Here is a 17672-nt window from a genome sequence, read left to right on the forward strand (position 1 = left end):
GCGACAACTGCTGCATCCTCGTTTCTGAAAGTGGAATTCCTTATTGCTGAAGCATAAAATCAACATTTTATTAACAATAAGGATGTGATGTCTCATGTCAGCCATGCTTACCGCCGAAGAAGCGTTAAAACTCGTGGGCGAGATTTTTGTTTACCATATGCCGTTTAACCGTGCACTGGGTCTGGAACTCGAGCGCTACGAAAAAGCGTTTGCCCAGCTCAGCTTCAACAACCAGCCGATGATGGTAGGCAACTGGGCGCAGAGTATTTTGCACGGCGGGGTGATTGCCTCAGCGCTGGATGTGGCAGCGGGCCTGGTTTGTGTGGGCAGTACGCTGACGCGCCATGACACCATCAATGAAGACGAGTTGCGCCAGCGTTTGTCGCGTATGGGCACCATCGATTTACGCGTCGATTACCTGCGTCCCGGGCGCGGAAACCGTTTTACCGCCACCAGCAGCCTGCTGCGCGCCGGGAATAAGGTTGCCGTCGCCCGCGTTGAATTGCATAACGAAGAGCAGGTCTATATCGCCAGCGCAACTGCCACTTATATGGTGGGTTGAAACCCTAAAATCGGGTAAAATTAATTCACTTTTTTGTAACGGATTATCCCGATGGATGCTAAACAAACGCGGCAGGGCGTACTACTCGCCCTTGCCGCTTATTTTATTTGGGGTATCGCACCGGCGTACTTCAAGTTTATCGCTTACGTACCCGCTGACGAGATCCTCACACACCGTGTGATTTGGTCGTTTTTCTTTATGATCGCACTGATGAGCGTTAGCCGTCAGTGGTCTGGCGTCAAAACGCTGCTGAAAACGCCGAAAAAGGTGTTCCTGCTGGCCCTCTCAGCCGTGCTGATAGGCGGCAACTGGCTGCTCTTTATCTGGGCAGTCAATAACCATCACATGCTCGAAGCGAGCCTGGGCTATTTTATTAATCCCCTGGTCAACATTGTTCTGGGCATGATTTTCCTGGGCGAGCGTTTCCGTCGCATGCAGTGGCTGGCGGTCATCCTCGCTTTTTGCGGCGTGCTGGTCCAGCTGTGGACCTTCGGTTCGCTGCCCGTGATCGCTCTGGGCCTGGCGTTCAGCTTTGCGTTTTACGGGCTGGTCCGGAAGAAAATAGCCGTTGAAGCGCAGACCGGGATGCTGTTTGAAACCCTGTGGCTATTGCCGGTCGCTGCGATTTACCTGTTTGGTATTGCCGACAGCGCTACCAGCCATATGGGCAGTAACCCGTTGTCGTTGAATCTGATGCTGATGGCGGCCGGTGTGGTAACCACCATTCCTCTGCTGTGCTTCACCGGTGCCGCAACGCGCCTGCGTCTCTCCACGCTGGGCTTCTTTCAGTACATCGGTCCGACGCTGATGTTCCTGCTGGCAGTAGTGTTTTACGGCGAAGTACCGGGCGCAGATAAGATGGTGACGTTTGCCTTTATCTGGGTGGCGCTGGCGATTTTTGTTGCAGACGCCCTTTATACCCAGCGCAGAACGCGCAAAGGATTGTAAGCGGTGATGAGGCGGGCTGGCACAACGCCACCCGCCTGAAGTTTACAGCCAGTTACGGCGCTTGAAGTAGAGGTACGGCGCCAGCCCGGCGAGGATCATAAAGATAATCGCGCCAGGGTAGCCAAAGCTCCACTTAAGCTCCGGCATAAACTCAAAGTTCATCCCGTAGCTCGAGGCCACCAGCGTTGGTGGCAGGAAGACCACCGAGACCACCGAGAAGATCTTGATGATGCGGTTCTGCTCGATATTGATAAAGCCCATCGCCGCCTGCATCAGGAAGTTGACCTTCTGGAACAACGATTCATTGTGCGGCAGCAGGGATTCGATATCGCGCAGGATCTCACGCGCCTGCTCCAGCTGACCGCCCGGCAGACGCGCCTTACGCACCAGGAAGTTCAGCGCGCGCTGGGTATCCATCAGACACAAACGCACCTTCCAGCCGATATCTTCCAGCTCTGCCAGCGTCGAGAGCGCTTCGTCGTATTCATCGCCCTGATGCCCTTCCATGATGACGCGGCTCAGCTTTTCCAGGTCGCTGTAGATGTTTTCAATTTCATCCGCCAGCTGTTCGATTTTGGTTTCAAACAGGTCCAGCAGCAGTTCGTAGGCATTACCGTCGACCATCGCCTGGCTACGGGCGCGCATGCGGTAGAGACGAAACGCGGGCAGCTCACGCTCGCGCAGGGTAAACAGGCGACCGTCACGAATGGTAAACGCCACGGTGGAGTTACCCGCGTGATCGTCGGCGTCTTCAAAGAAGAAGAAGGAGTGAATATGCAGACCGTCTTCATCTTCAAAAAAACGAGCAGATGCTTCGATGTCTTCCAGTTCCGGGCGGGTTGCCAGGCTTTGCCCCAGCTCAGATTGTACGCGAAGGCGCTCATCGTCGTCCGGCTCGACCAGATCCACCCATACGGCATCAATGAGGGGCTGTGACTCTTCGGCTTCAAGCCGAGTCAGTCGGTTATTTTCGAGTTGAAATGCGCTCAACATGACCGGGACTCCCAATGCAAAAAATATCGGACAGTTCGGTGGGCACACAGAAACAAATTGGGTTTCAGACCATTAAACAGCCTGACTCAGCGCGACGGGAATAATGCAGGTCGCTGACAACCACTAAGGCCATCAGCAAGAGGAGATAGCCTTAGGAGTTGTTCCTGGATGACAGGGAATTGAGCCAGTATCTACTGGGTGTGTCCAAGGCGAATGTCCTCTTAGCGTAATCGTGCGCGCATGTTACGCCAGCAGTAATAGTGGCGTCAACACGCAACGGAACGCTGAAGGGCATTAATTGACCTTCAACGTATAAGGCTAGCAGATTATTACAAAATAATGATATTTTTCTGAAAGTTACACAGTTTCCAGCCTGGCGTAGGCTGCCACCAGCCATTTGATACCTTGCCCCTGGAACGCCACCTGCAGGCGGCTGTGCTCGCCGCTACCTTCCAGATTGACGATGGTGCCTTCACCAAACTTAGCATGACGCACGCGCTGACCCAGCTTGTAGCCGGTGTCCGTTTCAGCAATCGGCGAGCCCATACGCTGATGGCTGACCGGGCGGCTGATACTGGCGCGCAGGCGTACCTCTTCCACGCACTCTTCCGGCAGTTCGCCGATAAAGCGCGACGGACGGTGATACACCTCTTTACCGTACAGGCGTCGGGTTTCGGCATAGGTCAACGTCAGCTTTTGCATCGCGCGCGTCACGCCAACATAGGCCAGACGACGCTCCTCCTCCAGACGCCCACCTTCATCCAGCGACATCTGGCTCGGGAACATCCCCTCTTCCATCCCGACGATAAACACCTGCGGAAACTCCAGACCTTTGGCGGAGTGCAGGGTCATAAGTTGAACCGCATCCTGCCAGGTGTCTGCCTGCCCTTCACCCGCTTCCAGCGCCGCGTGGGAGAGGAACGCCTGCAGCGGCATCAAATCTTCGTCTTCTTCGTTGTAGCTGAACTGGCGCGTTGCCGTCACCAGTTCCTCTAAGTTCTCAATACGGGTCTGGCCCTTTTCGCCTTTCTCCTGCTCATACATGGTGCGCAGACCGGAGTCTTTAATCACCCGGTCGGTCTGTACGTGCAGAGGCATATCGGCCGTTTCCTGTGCCAGGGCATCAATCAGCTCCAGGAAGCGTTGTAAGGCGCTGGCTGCACGTCCGGCGAGCGCTTTCTCCTGCAACAGCTCGCGGCACGCCTGCCAGAGTGTCAGCTGGCGATCGCGGGAGGCCTGGCGCACCACGTCCAGGGTACGGTCACCGATGCCGCGGGTTGGGGTGTTCACCACGCGCTCAAACGCCGCATCGTCATTACGGTTTGCGATCAGACGCAGATACGAGAGCGCGTCTTTGATCTCCTGACGTTCAAAGAAGCGCATGCCGCCGTAAATACGGTACGGCATACTCACCTGCAGCAACGCCTCTTCCAGCACGCGCGACTGGGCGTTGCTGCGATAGAGAATGGCACACTGCTCCAGCGCGCCACCGTTGTCCTGCCAGGTTTTAATACGGTTAACCACAAAGCGCGCTTCATCAAGTTCGTTGAATGCGCAGTAGATAGAGATCGGTTCACCGTCAACGCCATCGGTCCACAGCTTTTTACCGAGACGCCCGTTGTTGTTCTCAATCAGGGCGTTGGCGGCGCTCAGAATGTTGCTGGTCGAACGGTAGTTCTGCTCCAGACGGATGGTCTGAGCACCGGGGAAATCATTGAGGAAGCGCTGAATGTTTTCCACCTGCGCCCCACGCCAGCCATAGATGGACTGATCGTCATCACCGACGATCATCACCTTGCCGGTATCACCGGCCAGCAGGCGGATCCATGCATACTGGATGTTGTTGGTATCCTGGAATTCGTCCACCAGAATATTGGTGAAGCGTTCACGATAGTGCTGCAGGATATGCGGTTTGTTGAGCCACAGCTCGTGCGCACGCAGCAGCAGCTCAGCAAAGTCCACCAGACCTGCGCGATCGCACGCCTCCTGGTAGGCTTTATAAACGTTCTGCCAGGTTTGCTCGACCGGGTTGCCGAAGCTCTGAATATGGTGCGGACGCAGCCCTTCGTCTTTCTGGCCGTTGATGTACCACATTGCCTGACGCGGCGGCCACTGCTTCTCGTCGAGATTCATCGCCTTGATAAGACGCTTCAGCAGACGCAGCTGATCTTCGCTGTCGAGGATCTGGAAATCCTGCGGCAGGTTAGCGTCCATATGGTGCGCCCGCAGCAGGCGATGCGCCAGACCGTGGAAAGTACCCACCCACATGCCGCCCTGGCTGGTGCCCATCAGCTGTGCGATTCGGTGGCGCATCTCTGCCGCCGCCTTGTTGGTAAACGTCACCGCCATAATGGAGTACGGCGAGCAGTTTTCCACGCTCTGCAGCCACGCAATACGGTGTACCAGCACGCGCGTCTTACCACTGCCCGCCCCAGCCAGCACCAGCATGTTGGTGCGCGAAGCGGCAACCGCGTCACGCTGTTTGTCATTAAGGCTGTCGAGCAGGTAAGAAACGTCCATTGGCACCGTCACGTAATGTCAGGCAGGCGAATGTGATTCCTTCGCCAAAACCCTGTTAATTTATACAGAACAATTGATGATTATATCAGCGTCGTGAGGGATGCCAACCGTGAAATTTCCACGTGCGGCAGAAGACGGCTGTCCGGCGTTGTCATCAGGTCAGCGTTTTCCGGCTTGATCCAGCAGGCCTGCATGCCGCAGCGGATCGCCCCGGCCACGTCCGTGGTCAGGTCATCACCCACATGCAACATTTCGCCGAGCGGCAGGTTCAGTTTTTCCGCCGCCAGGTGATACATATCGTTAAACGGTTTCGAGCGCCCGTGCGGGCCCGCGCGCAGCACAAACTCAAAATAATCGCCAAGACCAAACAGCTCAGGCTGGGCATTGCCATTGGTAATCGCCACCAGCGGCCACTTCTCTGCCAGCACGGCCAGCGTATCGTGGGTCTCCTGTGGCACATCAATACGGCTGCGCCATTTGGCGAAGTTTTCCATGGACGCTTCAGCCCCTATCGCCGCATCACGCGCGCTCATGCCAACATTCAGCATCGCCTGTTCAACCGCACGTCGACGCCATTCGGTCACGTCATGGTAAATGTCCGGCTCGGTCTCCCGCAGGGACTGACGCAGCTGCTGGAAGTCCTTGTTCTGCATCGTCTTCAGCGCCGGGTGATAGTTCTGCACAAACGCCAGCGACTCCTGCTCGGTACGCAGGATCACCTGGCGGTTATCATAAAGGGTGTCATCAAGGTCAAAGGTAAGGGCTGATATCTGACCCAGTGGGCGGTAAAAACGCATTATTTCCCCCGTTTGGCGCGTGGATGCGCCGCGTCATACACCGAGGCAAGGTGCTGGAAGTCTAAGTGGGTATAAATTTGGGTGGTGGACAAATTCGCGTGGCCGAGCAGTTCCTGCACGCCGCGCAGATCGCCGCTTGATTCAAGCATGTGGGTCGCAAAAGAGTGGCGCAGCTTGTGCGGGTGAACATGGCTGTTCAGCCCCTGCTTAATGCCCCACTCCGCAAAACGCTTCTGCACGTTACGCGCCGAGATCCGCTTGCCGAGTTTCGACAGGAACAGCGCATCTTCTTCCGCGCCAAACAGCCCGCGCAGGTCAAGCCAGTGCTCAATCCAGGCGACAGCGTTGCGACCAATCGGCAGGCGGCGCTCTTTGCTGCCCTTGCCCATCACCCACACTTCGCCGGTATCCAGATCGAGATGTTTTATATCGAGATTGACCAGTTCAGACAGACGCAGTCCGGCACCGTACATCACCTCCAGCATCGCGCGGTCACGCACCGCCAGCGGATCGTTAAGATCGATATCCAGCAGGCGATTGACATCATCGACGTCGATATTTTTAGGCAGATGACGCGGTGCTTTTGGCGTGGCAATGCCTTTCGCCGGGTTGGCTTTAAGGCTGCCCTGGCTCACCAGCCAGTCGAAGAAACTGCGCAGGGCAGAGAGCCTGAGCGCCAGACTCGCCGGGCCTAACCCTTTCCTGCGGCTACGCACGACGACGCCACGAACCGTCGCAGCGTCACATTGTTGCCAGCTTTTCAGGCCGATTTCATCGGCAATCTGCATGATGGCATCAAGCTGACGCTGATAGTTCAGCAGCGTTATGGGGCTGAGCTGACGTTCAACCCCCAGGTAGCGCAGAAAGCGCGCGACGTCAGTGGCAAGAAGTCCGTCCGTCATACGCGCTCAATCCAGCGCTCCAGCAGCTCAGGCAGCATCAGGGCGATCTCCTGCAACAGGTGCGTACCTTGCCCCTGCTCATAGTGATGCGCGTCGCGACTGGTAAATAACATCACGCCTAAGTCGCCATCGCGCCCCATCAATGACATGGCCACCGAGCCAATCGCTTTGGCTTCTGGCAATACCACCAGCAATTCAGGTCCGTTCAGCGGCCCCAGATAATGATGTTGATGACCCAGGCGCTGAATACGTAGCGGCTCAAACGCCTGACGGCTCAGTGCCAGATGGGTGAAACCAGACGGTGCACCAATGCGCCAGCGGTCGGGGAAGAGACGAAGGGTTGCGCCTGCAAGCCCCAGTTCTCGCGCCCAGCGGTGGAAACGGCTGAGAAACTCGTCAAGGCTGTGGGCCGAGGCCAGACGCGCCTGCAGATGCAGCAGTCGATAGAACAGGCTTTCGTTATTGTTCGCCTGTTCCATGAGCAGCGTCATGTTCTCTTCAAGCTGATTGATGTGGTTGCGCGCGCGAGCCATGTGCCATTCGACCAGCGACACGGTCCCGCGCACCGGATGCGGCACCCGCATCTGTTCGACAAGACGTGCATTGCGAATAAAAAACGCGGGATTGTTCAGCAGATAATCAACAACAGCACTGTCGTCCAGTTCCGTCACCGTTTCCTGCAGTTCTTCCCCTGGTTGCTTCATAGATGGATAAACCCGTCATAGACATGTACCGCCGGGCCAGTCATAAACAGCGGATGACCCGGTCCTTTCCAGGCGATATCAAGACGACCGCCTGGTAACTCCACGCGAACCTCTTCTGCCAGTAACCCCTGAGCGATGCCGACGGCCACTGCCGCGCAGGCACCGCTTCCGCAGGCCTGGGTTTCGCCCGCGCCGCGTTCATACACCCGCAGACGGATGTGTTCACGCTTAACCACCTGCATAAAACCAATGTTCGCGCGTTCCGGAAAGCGTTCATGGCTTTCCAGCACCGGGCCGAGGGTTTCAACGGCGGCGGTCTCCACATCATCAACCTGAATCACGCAGTGCGGGTTTCCCATCGAGACGACGCCACACAATACTGTCTGCTCGGCCGCACGCATAATATAGGTCTTTTCCGCTTTGTTTGCGCGAAACGGCACGGCGGAAGGTTCAAAGTTCGGCTCGCCCATATTCACGCGAACCAGATCGTCATCGGTGACGCTGAGCACCATGCGACCATTCGCGGTACTGACGCGGATATCGCGCTTGTTCGTCAGCCCTTTCAGGCGGACAAAGCGGGCAAAACAGCGCGCACCGTTGCCGCACTGGGAGACTTCACTGCCGTCAGCGTTAAAAATACGGTAGTGGAAATCGAGGTCAGGATCGTACGGCGGCTCAACCACCAGCAGCTGATCGAACCCCACGCCCAGATGCCGATCCGCCAGGCGGCGGATCAGTTCCGGGGAGAAAAAGACATTCTGCGTTACCGCGTCGACGACCATAAAATCGTTGCCAAGGCCATGCATCTTAGAGAACTGCATCATTCGCTCCATTGCGCGGGTACAGAACGTAATCGTCAGAGATTAACCTGAGTCGGACCACCATTATTGCCACGATCGTTCGTGTCTGGCGTGGAAGACTCAATACCGCTTTGCACAGGTTTCGTCGGCGGCGGCGCCGTTTTATCCGCTGGCGGGAAGTAAAGCGGTCCCTTCAGTCCACAGCCCGTCAGACTAAACAGCGTGATGAGAACGGCAAGCGTTCGGAAAACGTTTTTCATTATAAAGTTGCCCGTAAGTTCAAATCTGTTTCTATCATCGCAGGAGAAGACACAAAAGCAAGAGTTTGCCGCTTTCCTGCAACGGGAATTATTTAGCGTTATACTGCCGGCATCACGAAAAACAGGAACAAAACCATGAACGACAGTGAATTCCATCGCCTTGCAGACACCTTATGGATGACCATCGAAGAGCGGCTTGACGACTGGGACGGCGACAGCGATATCGATTGTGAGATCAACGGCGGCATTCTGACCCTGAGCTTCGAAAACGGCAGCAAAATTATTATTAACCGCCAGGAGCCGCTTCACCAGGTCTGGCTGGCCGCCAAACAGGGTGGCTACCATTTCGATCTGAAAGAGGGCGAATGGGTGTGTGACCGTAGCGGCGAAACGTTCTGGGATCTGCTGGAACAGGCGGCGACCGCGCAGGCAGGCGAAGACGTGCGTTTTCGTTGAGTCTGTTTTGCCCGGTGGTACGCTGCATACCGGGCAAAAACTGTCAGGAGAAATACTGCTGCAACAGCGGGGTAGTGTCCTGGCTGGCGGGAACCGCTGGCGTAACGGCCTGCGTACGGAACGGAATCACCTGCGAACGTCCGTCTACATTCACAATCTGGTAGAACTGCGGCAGGTTAAAGTTGATGAAGCTGGAGCCGTAGGTAAAGCGGTCATGTGAGGACGAATAGAAGCGGCTGACGTCGCGCACCAGCTCCTCTTTACTGCCTTCACAGTGGTGATAAACCTCAGCGCGGTTCGTCTCATCCAGGATGTAGATGTTGAAACCGGCGTCGTCACCCGACTCTTCAAAGAAGAACTGAATAATCCCTTCGCTCGCAAAGCCATCCACGACCTGTGGCAGTTTCACGTGGTTGGTTTCCACCTGCACTGACAGGCCATGCAGCTTGTTGTGCGAAATGGCACCGTAGAACTCGATGGCGTTTTCCAGCTTCTGTACTGAAACATTCAGGCGCTCGAAGAACAGGCCCCAGGTCTGTCCGGAGACGCGCAGCGCTTTAAAGCGACCGGTTTCCTGACGGGTACTGGAGAGGCGCAGTTCGATGCACTCTGAAACCAGCTGCTGCACACGGGTACGGATCAGACCGCGCAGATGCTGGCTATAGCAGAACACCTCAACGCTGTCCGGCGGCGCAGCGTCCTGGTGCATCTTGCCAAGAATCGTTTTCAGCGCTTCGATCATCGCCTGCTCGCCATTGAAGTGCAGAGTACGCACTTCGTTCCACGAGTTGCGGTACAGCAGGTCTACGCTGCCCACCAGGCAGTTTTGCTGCTCGCCAAAGCTAAAGACATCCAGCTTGCGGAAATCAAAATGGACCACCTGATTGCGGAAGGCCGCCGTCGGGTCATATTCCAGGTTGACGATGATCGCCAGATGGCGAATTTCACACGGACTGTAGAGCGCTTTTGGCGTCGGTGCCGGCAGACGCAGCGGGAAGTGGTGGGAGACATCCGCCACCATCTCCTGCAGTTTGGCTAAATCGACAACCTCGTTGCCTTTGATAAACAGTCGGGTACGCGAGGTCAGCAGGCCGTTGAACCAGGCCCAGGCCACCAGCTTGTTCAGGTAGCGGTTATATTCCAGCGGCTGATGGCTGATGATCGAGTCCATGCTTGGCGCACGGTTGTACAGGTACCACCCGGTGCGGTTTGCGCGGCCCGGCGGCACATAGATAAAGGTCAGGTTCGGTTCTGACAGGTCCGGTGAAATCTGCGGGTTAACCAGCGTGACTTTACCCGGCAATGCTTCAAACGCCGCGTACAGTTTACGCGTCAACACCCCGATATCCTGCGGGCTGGCGGAAACGCTGAGATTGTTACGACGCGCAAAGCGGATAAGGTTGCGGTAGCTTTGCATCATGGCGTCGAGCAGTTCGTTGTGCGCTTCACGCACCTGATCGATTTTCCAGTTAGCGCGGTTATCAAGCATCGACAGACGTTCTTCGTCCCATCCCCACTCTTTAACCAACTGACTGACCACTTCACGACGCCAGCCCACGCATGCGCGTTCGCGGCTGAGTTTTTCACAGACTTTGAGATAGAAACATCGACGCACCAGATCGAGACGCGTGGTGTCATCAATGGCTTTCAGGTATTCGGTGACGCGTTCAAGCATCATGCAGTAAGCATCCAGCCCGTAAGAGACAATTTCTCCGTCGTGCAGACGCTGCTTGATATCTTTCGCCAGCAAACGCGGCGTGGGGTATTCCCAGGAATAGGCTTCCAGCAGCAGGGTTTTCAGCACGGCCTTATACGGCGAATCAATGCTTTTATAGAGCTGCCAGAGGCTCGCGCCAAAGTACTCTTCGGCGGAAAGCGAACTGAGGCCACCCAGATCCAGCCATTCATTTGGTGTCAGCACACCTTGGGAGTACAACGACATTACGTAATCGTCGTAATGCTCTTCTTCGTCGCACGGCACCATATTCCACAGAATACGCTTACCGGCCAAGCGAACGGCAGTACGGTAAAACTCGTCCAGCAGTAAGATGTGCTGGGTTGAGCCGCAGTCTTCACCCCCCAGACTGCCACTTTCGTTATGACGGAAACGGTTTTCATCAATCAGGAAGAAACTGACTTCCACGCCAAGCGACGCGGCCCAGCTTTCCAGCAGGCTGCACTTTCGTTGCAGCAGCTGACGCTCGTCGTTATCGAGCCAGGACTGATGACAGACCCAGATGTCCAGGTCCGAAGAACAGCTTTGCCCAACCGAGGAGGTGCTGCCCATGGTGTAAACGCCTGTAATCGGCAGTTCACCTTTCGGTGATTCCTGCGGCGGCATGCCACGGTAGAGTTCAAGTTCGGTCAGGTAGTGTTGTTGGGTTTCATCAGGCGTGAAAAGACAGATGCCTCTGGGAACGTTACCGTCAAGGTAGCCAGGCATCAGCGGATGGTGATAGTGCAATAATGTCGGCAGAAGACTGTATACCTGCTGGAAAGCAGGGCCCATAGCAGCAAGCGCGCGATCGACACGCAGTTGGTTTATGGCATCCAGTCTCTGTTTCAGAGTCTCAATATAGAGGTACAAGACGTATCGCCTGATGTTTCCGGGTGTCGCACGCTATTCAAAACAGAAATAACAGCGGACCCGCAGTATTACAAAAAGAGAACCGTTACCTTTTTTCGCCCTTATCATTATGGTGGTGCCGACGAAAAAATGGTCTAAAACGTGATCAATTTAACACCTTGCCGGTTGACCGTAAAGAAAGATGCGCTACATACAGTGTAGCACCGTTCTGTACGTGTAAATTCCTTAATACGGCTGTGGCTGACGAGAACCCCGCCCTGTCCCTCTCTTCTTCATCACCGTAAAACTGCCATCCCAGAGTCAACAATGTTAGGATGGTTAGCGATTGATAATGACGGTAACAAGCATGTTAGACAATGTTTTGAGAATTGCCACACGCCAAAGCCCTCTTGCGCTCTGGCAGGCACATTATGTTAAGCAGCGCCTTGAAGCCTGCCACAGTGGATTGTGCGTCGAGCTGGTGCCGATGGTCACGCGCGGTGACGTGATCCTTGATACGCCACTGGCTAAAGTGGGCGGCAAGGGCCTGTTTGTCAAAGAACTGGAACTGGCATTGCTTGAGAACCGCGCCGATATCGCCGTACATTCGATGAAAGATGTGCCCGTCGAGTTCCCGGAAGGGCTGGGGCTGGTGACCATTTGCGAGCGTGAAGATCCGCGCGATGCGTTTGTCTCCAATCACTATGATTCGCTCGATGCGTTGCCAGGAGGCAGCGTGGTTGGCACGTCCAGTTTACGTCGTCAGTGTCAGCTGGCAGAACGTCGTCCGGACCTGATCATTCGTTCGCTGCGCGGTAACGTTGGTACGCGTCTGAGCAAGCTGGATAACGGCGATTACGATGCCATTATCCTCGCGGTTGCGGGTCTGAAGCGCCTGGGGCTGACGTCGCGCATTCGCGTCGCGTTGCCGCCTGAGCTGTCGCTGCCGGCTGTGGGTCAGGGGGCCGTCGGCATTGAATGCCGTCTGGATGATGAGCGTACCCGCGCGCTGCTTGCCCCGCTGAACCATGACGAGACCGCTATCCGCGTTAACGCCGAGCGCGCCATGAACACCCGCCTCGAAGGAGGGTGTCAGGTGCCGATTGGCAGCTATGCTGAATTAATTAACGGTGAACTGTGGCTGCGAGCGCTGGTTGGCGCACCGGACGGTTCACAGATGGTCCGCGGTGAACGTCGCGGTAAAGCGCAAGATGCCGAACAGCTTGGCGTGTCGCTGGCAGAAGAGCTGCTGGATAACGGCGCCCGTGAGATCCTGGCTGAGGTTTATAATGGAGAACCCCCTGCATGAGTATTCTTGTCACCCGCCCTTCTCCCGCAGGAGAGCAATTAGTGAGCCGTCTGCGCGCACTGGGGCAGGTGGCCTGGAGTTTTCCGCTCATTGAATTCTCCCCCGGTCGGGAGCTGTCCGCGCTTGCCGACCATATGAATACCCTCCAGCAGGGCGACTTGCTGTTTGCGCTGTCGCAACATGCGGTGGAATTTGCCCAGGCGCAGCTGCAACAGCAGGGGCTTAACTGGCCAACCGCCCCTCACTATTTTGCGATTGGTCGTACAACGGCACTGGCGTTGCATACCGTAAGCGGAACAGACGTTCGTTACCCGTTAGATCGGGAAATCAGCGAAGTCTTGCTACAATTACCTGAATTACAAACTATTGCCGGAAAGCGTGCACTCATTTTACGCGGTAACGGTGGGCGCGAACTGTTGGGCGAAACGCTGCGGGAACGCGGGGCTGAGGTCACGTTCTGCGAATGCTATCAGCGTTGTGCAAAACATTACGATGGTGCGGAAGAGGCGATGCGCTGGCATATGCGCGGCATTACGACCCTGGTGGTGACCAGCGGTGAAATGCTGCAGCAGCTCTGGTCGCTGGTGCCCCTTTGGTATCGTGAAAACTGGTTACTCCACTGCCGGCTTCTGGTCGTCAGTGAGCGTCTGGCGAACCAGGCCCGGGAACTGGGCTGGCAAGATATTCGGATCGCTGATAACGCTGACAACGATGCGCTGCTGCGCGCATTACAATAACTCTCATAATGGGAAGCCATAATGACGGAACACGATAAATCCTCCGCCGTGGTTGAAGAGACCAGGGAGACTGTGGACATCACGCCGCAGTCAGAAACGACTGAGAAAACCGTTGAGAAGAAGAACGGCAGCAATAAAACCAGCCTCGCGCTGAGCGCGATAGCCATCGCCATTGCGCTGGCCGCAGGCGTTGGCCTCTATGGCCTGGTGAAACAGCAAGGTTCCAGCCAGACGGCGACCAACGACACGCTGGTCAATCAGCTTACCGCCCTGCAAAAAGCGCAGGAGACGCAGAAAACTGAACTGGAAACGGTGATTAAACAGCAGTCCGCGGCGCTCGCTGAGGCGAACAGCAAACAGGAAGAGCTGACCAAACAGCTGGACGACGTGCAGCAGAAAGTCGCCACGATTTCCGGTACCGATGCCAAAACCTGGCTGCTCTCGCAGGCCGATTTCCTGGTGAAGCTGGCCGGACGTAAGCTCTGGAGCGATCAGGACGTCACCACCGCCGCCGCGCTGTTGAAAAGCGCTGATGCGAGCCTGGCAGACATGAACGATCCGAGCCTCATTACCGCGCGTCGTGCCATTACCGAAGATATCGCCAGCCTCTCTGCCGTTTCGCAGGTGGACTACGATGGCATCATCCTGAAGGTCAATCAGCTTTCAAACCAGATTGATAACCTGCAGCTGGCGGATAACAACGACGATGACTCCCCGATGGATTCTGACGGCACCGAGCTTTCCAGCTCCCTGAGCGAATGGCGCGTGAACCTGCAAAAAAGCTGGCAGAACTTTATGGATAGCTTCATTACTATCCGCCGCCGCGACGAAACCGCCGTTCCGCTGTTAGCGCCGAATCAGGACATTTATCTGCGCGAAAACATTCGCTCCCGCCTGCTGGTGGCGGCTCAGGCCGTGCCGCGTCATCAGGAAGAAACCTACAAACAGGCGCTTGATAACGTCTCGACATGGGTACGTGCTTACTACAATACCGATGATGCCACGACCACGGCTTTCCTCGATGACATTGATAAACTGAGCCAGCAGAACATCACCATGAACGTGCCGGATAAGCTGGAAAGCCAGCCGATTCTGGAGAAGCTGATGCAGACGCGCGTGCGCAACCTGCTGGCGCAGCCGGGCGTTCCGGCAGAACCTCACGCCCAGGCCCCTGCCGCCGCGCCAGCGCCTGAAAGCGCGCCACAAGGAGAGTAATGATGCTTAAAGTACTCTTACTCTTCATCCTGCTGATCGCCGGGATCGTCCTGGGGCCGATGCTTGCCGGTCATCAGGGTTACGTCCTGATCCAGACCGATAACTACAACATCGAAACCAGCGTAACGGGTCTGGTGATCATTCTGATCCTCGGTGTGGTGGTGCTCCTTGCGGTTGAGTGGATCCTGCGCCGAATTTTCCGTACCGGTGCGCATACGCGTGGCTGGTTCGTTGGCCGTAAACGCCGCCGCGCCCGTAAGCAGACTGAGCAGGCACTGCTTAAGCTGGCCGAGGGTGACTATCAGCAGGTTGAAAAGCTGATGTCGAAAAATGCTGACCATGCCGAACAGCCGGTGGTGAACTATCTGCTGGCCGCCGAGGCAGCGCAACAGCGCGGTGACGAAGCCCGCGCCAACCAGCATCTGGAACGCGCGTCAGAACTTTCTCCGAAAGACCCGATTCCCGTTGAGATCACCCGCGTTCGCCTGCAGCTGGCCCGCAACGAAAACCACGCCGCGCGTCACGGTATCGACCGTCTGCTGGAAGTCTCGCCACGCCACCCGGAAGTGCTGCGTCTTGCCGAGCAGGCCTATATTCGCACCGGTGCCTGGGGTTCACTGCTGGATATCATTCCGTCGATGGCCAAAGCCGACGTCGGTGATGATGAACATCGTGATGAACTTCAGCGTCTGGCATGGATTGGCCTGATGGATCAGGCGCGTGCCGATCTCGGCAGCGATGGCCTGAAAACATGGTGGAAGAATCAGAGCCGGAAAACGCGTCAGCAGGTTCCGTTGCAGGTTGCGATGGCAGAACATCTGATTGAATGTGACGATCATGACACGGCGCAGGAGATCCTCCTCGACGGACTGAAGCGACAGTATGACGATCGCCTGGTTATGGTGATCCCGCGTCTGAAAACCAATAACCCTGAGCAAATTGAAAAAATGCTGCGTCAGCAGATTAAAGCCGTCGGCGACCGTCCACTGCTGTGGAGTACGCTGGGCCAGTCGCTGATGAAGCACGGTGAATGGCAGGAAGCGAGTCTCGCCTTCCGTGCAGCGCTGAAACAGCGCCCGGACGCATTTGACTACGCGTGGCTTGCCGATTCGCTGGACAAGCAGCACAAGCCGGAAGAGGCTGCCGCCATGCGCCGCGATGGGCTGTTATTAACGCTGCAAAATAATGGCAGCCAGCAATAAATAACAAGGAGGCCAGACGGCCTCCTTTTTTTATTCCCCTTCGCCTGCTACATTCTTTACCACGTCATCTGAAAACGAACCCGCCAATGTAACGACGTCTTTTCATTAACTTTTTTCCATACACGCGACGAGTGCCGCGTGGACTGAATCGTTTTTGAAAGGAAATCGTCATGAACTCCCTTTTGTACGCGCTTATTGAAGCGCTGCGCTGCCACCGCTGGCTGCGCCTGCTGGCCTGTGCCTTTATCTTTACATCACTGGGAAATGGCGTAACCCAGGTGGTGGTCTTCGGCTTACTGTTAGCATGGTCCGCCCCGCCCGCGCTGCTTACCCTCGCCTTTCTTTTCGCCACGTTACCTGGTTTTGTCGGCAGCCTCATCAGTGAAAAGCTGTGCGCGCGCTATTCTCCGATACCCCTGTTGATACTCACCGAGGGGCTTGGCTTACTGGCCCTGCTCTTTCCCCTGCTCGGCGTGCACTATCACAGTATCCCTGCGTTACTGGCCGTGCAGTCCACCGAAGCACTGCTCAGCGGAATGAGCTGGCCTGCCCTGACGCTGCTCTTTAAACGCGGACTCAGAGAAGCAGAACTGCCTGCCGCAACCTGCCTTGAGAATGTGATTTTTGCCGCTCAGGTTTTGTTAGGCACCGGGCTGGGGATGGTACTTTTCCAGAAGATCGCCATCCTCGCCTTGCTGGCCATTGATGCCACCAGCTTTCTCGGATCGCTGTTCATGCTCTGGCTGGCGGGTCGTGTATATTTAGCGCCCACACTGGCAGTCCCCGCTGAAGAGAAAGCGCCTGCGACTTTACGCTGGCAGATGTTGACCATCCGGCAGAAACGCAGTTTGCTGATTTTGCCTGCGCTGGCCGCCGTCGGTTCACCGGCCATGGCGCTTCTTCCGGCAATGGCACAGCAGATCCATCCTCAGGATGCGGCCAGCCTTGCTTTGCCACTGCTTTTTGCAAGAAGCATGGGACAACTTTGCGGTCCCCTGCTGCTAAAAAGAGACAGCCTGACGCGTTTTGCAGCACGCACGCCACGGATTTTACTGTGTCTCGGCATCTTCCTTGCTGCGTATGGGATGCTCCCGCTGTTGTCCGGGTGGATGGCATGCGCGCTGGGGATGATTTTTGTCGCACACCTGGCCTCAAATGTTCTCTTTGCGGCTGGCACATTTGCCGTACTCAGCAGTTTTCAAACCACGCACATGGCTTCGGCCAGCAGTAAAGCCTGGCGCTGGCAAACGCTCAGTGCCTCGCTTTTCACCGGTATTGCCGCGATGGCGGCGGCAGGATTTGGCTCCATACAAGCGCTTTACAGCGTTTCGTCAGCCGCTCTGATACTTGTCGCCCTGATCATGTACGTTTACCGGGAATAAGGCATAAAAAAACGCCTGCTATAAAAGCAGGCGTTAAAACAGGTCTGTAAGACAACATATTTGGTGCTTCACTCAACGTTATGCCCATGGTGTCTGATGAGGCCGAAGCGACATCTGTCAGTGGACGATAAGCACCGTAAATGGCTCTGCGTCATTCCTGAGTTTATGAGGCACTAAGGCGAACATAAGAGATGGAATGAGCATCTACACGTATATTATTGCACGTAACGTGCCAACTTGACACGCAGAACTTTTACATCGCGCAACATTTTAAGATAAAAGGAAATTATGTTGTTGAGCGGTATCTTAGACCCTACAA

At 55.9% G+C, this 17672-nt stretch carries 17 protein-coding genes; 8 read left to right on the forward strand and 9 right to left on the reverse strand.

All coding sequences use genetic code 11. From position 1 onward, the window contains the following. The first annotated feature begins 94 nt into the window (after positions 1 to 94). Both yigI and rarD read left to right on the forward strand, forming a co-directional pair. Positions 95 to 562 (forward strand): acyl-CoA thioesterase YigI, encoded by a 468-nt coding sequence (gene yigI, locus AM379_RS07035; RefSeq protein WP_014172129.1) that lies wholly within the window; start codon positions 95 to 97, stop codon positions 560 to 562. Positions 563 to 613: 51 nt separating this feature from the next. Beyond that, positions 614 to 1510 carry an EamA family transporter RarD gene (rarD, locus tag AM379_RS07040; RefSeq protein WP_014172130.1) on the forward strand — a complete coding sequence of 299 codons (897 nt, stop codon included), beginning with the start codon at positions 614 to 616 and terminating at the stop codon, positions 1508 to 1510. A 42-nt stretch (positions 1511 to 1552) separates the two neighbouring features. Here rarD and corA read toward each other — a convergent pair whose 3' ends face one another. The 8 genes from corA to lptM all read right to left on the reverse strand — a co-directional run bounded on the left by corA (position 1553) and on the right by lptM (position 8486). Beyond that, complete coding sequence (gene corA, locus AM379_RS07045; protein WP_020882881.1) at positions 1553 to 2503, reverse strand: magnesium/cobalt transporter CorA; 951 nt, start codon at positions 2501 to 2503, stop codon at positions 1553 to 1555. A 151-nt stretch (positions 2504 to 2654) separates the two neighbouring features. Then, positions 2655 to 2711, reverse strand: a complete 57-nt coding sequence (gene ysgD, locus AM379_RS24250) for a YsgD/CorL family protein (RefSeq protein ID WP_212743980.1) — start codon at positions 2709 to 2711, stop codon at positions 2655 to 2657. A gap of 149 nt (positions 2712 to 2860) precedes the next feature. Then, positions 2861 to 5023, reverse strand: coding sequence for a DNA helicase II (gene uvrD / locus AM379_RS07055; protein WP_020882882.1), 2163 nt, complete (start codon positions 5021 to 5023; stop codon positions 2861 to 2863). Between the two features lie 80 nt (positions 5024 to 5103). Next, entirely contained in the window at positions 5104 to 5820 is a 717-nt protein-coding gene (gene yigB, locus AM379_RS07060) for a 5-amino-6-(5-phospho-D-ribitylamino)uracil phosphatase YigB (protein WP_047356054.1), read from the reverse strand. Further along, positions 5820 to 6722: a tyrosine recombinase XerC gene (gene xerC, locus AM379_RS07065; RefSeq protein WP_014172134.1), complete on the reverse strand. Its 903-nt coding sequence runs from the start codon at positions 6720 to 6722 to the stop codon at positions 5820 to 5822. Before xerC ends, yigB begins: the two co-directional genes overlap by 1 nt. Beyond that, on the reverse strand, positions 6719 to 7426 hold the full coding sequence (locus AM379_RS07070) for a DUF484 domain-containing protein (RefSeq protein WP_014172135.1): 708 nt from the start codon (positions 7424 to 7426) through the stop codon (positions 6719 to 6721). The genes xerC and AM379_RS07070 overlap by 4 nt, the downstream gene beginning before the upstream one ends. Beyond that, positions 7423 to 8247, reverse strand: a complete 825-nt coding sequence (gene dapF, locus AM379_RS07075) for a diaminopimelate epimerase (RefSeq protein ID WP_020882883.1) — start codon at positions 8245 to 8247, stop codon at positions 7423 to 7425. The genes AM379_RS07070 and dapF overlap by 4 nt, the downstream gene beginning before the upstream one ends. 35 nt (positions 8248 to 8282) lie before the next feature. Then, positions 8283 to 8486 (reverse strand): LPS translocon maturation chaperone LptM, encoded by a 204-nt coding sequence (lptM, locus tag AM379_RS07080; RefSeq protein WP_025202779.1) that lies wholly within the window; start codon positions 8484 to 8486, stop codon positions 8283 to 8285. 135 nt (positions 8487 to 8621) lie between these two features. Here lptM and cyaY point away from each other — a divergent pair, with 135 nt between their 5' ends. After that, positions 8622 to 8942, forward strand: coding sequence for an iron donor protein CyaY (cyaY, locus tag AM379_RS07085; protein WP_014172137.1), 321 nt, complete (start codon positions 8622 to 8624; stop codon positions 8940 to 8942). 43 nt (positions 8943 to 8985) lie between these two features. Here cyaY and cyaA read toward each other — a convergent pair whose 3' ends face one another. Then, positions 8986 to 11529 (reverse strand): class I adenylate cyclase, encoded by a 2544-nt coding sequence (gene cyaA, locus AM379_RS07090; RefSeq protein ID WP_014172138.1) that lies wholly within the window; start codon positions 11527 to 11529, stop codon positions 8986 to 8988. A 346-nt stretch (positions 11530 to 11875) separates the two neighbouring features. Here cyaA and hemC point away from each other — a divergent pair, with 346 nt between their 5' ends. The 5 genes from hemC to AM379_RS07120 all read left to right on the forward strand — a co-directional run bounded on the left by hemC (position 11876) and on the right by AM379_RS07120 (position 17353). Then, positions 11876 to 12817 carry a hydroxymethylbilane synthase gene (gene hemC / locus AM379_RS07100; protein WP_158701851.1) on the forward strand — a complete coding sequence of 314 codons (942 nt, stop codon included), beginning with the start codon at positions 11876 to 11878 and terminating at the stop codon, positions 12815 to 12817. Beyond that, positions 12814 to 13554 carry a uroporphyrinogen-III synthase gene (gene hemD, locus AM379_RS07105; protein WP_014172140.1) on the forward strand — a complete coding sequence of 247 codons (741 nt, stop codon included), beginning with the start codon at positions 12814 to 12816 and terminating at the stop codon, positions 13552 to 13554. The genes hemC and hemD overlap by 4 nt, the downstream gene beginning before the upstream one ends. A gap of 21 nt (positions 13555 to 13575) precedes the next feature. Continuing rightward, positions 13576 to 14769 (forward strand): uroporphyrinogen-III C-methyltransferase, encoded by a 1194-nt coding sequence (gene hemX, locus AM379_RS07110; protein WP_014172141.1) that lies wholly within the window; start codon positions 13576 to 13578, stop codon positions 14767 to 14769. 2 nt (positions 14770 to 14771) lie between these two features. Continuing rightward, positions 14772 to 15971 carry a protoheme IX biogenesis protein HemY gene (gene hemY, locus AM379_RS07115; RefSeq protein WP_032680089.1) on the forward strand — a complete coding sequence of 400 codons (1200 nt, stop codon included), beginning with the start codon at positions 14772 to 14774 and terminating at the stop codon, positions 15969 to 15971. 170 nt (positions 15972 to 16141) lie between these two features. Continuing rightward, on the forward strand, positions 16142 to 17353 hold the full coding sequence (locus AM379_RS07120; RefSeq protein ID WP_106503566.1) for an MFS transporter: 1212 nt from the start codon (positions 16142 to 16144) through the stop codon (positions 17351 to 17353). Positions 17354 to 17672: the final 319 nt, after the last annotated feature.

The sequence above is a fragment of the Enterobacter cloacae complex sp. FDA-CDC-AR_0132 genome, assembly GCF_003010695.1.
Taxonomy (GTDB): domain Bacteria; phylum Pseudomonadota; class Gammaproteobacteria; order Enterobacterales; family Enterobacteriaceae; genus Enterobacter; species Enterobacter ludwigii.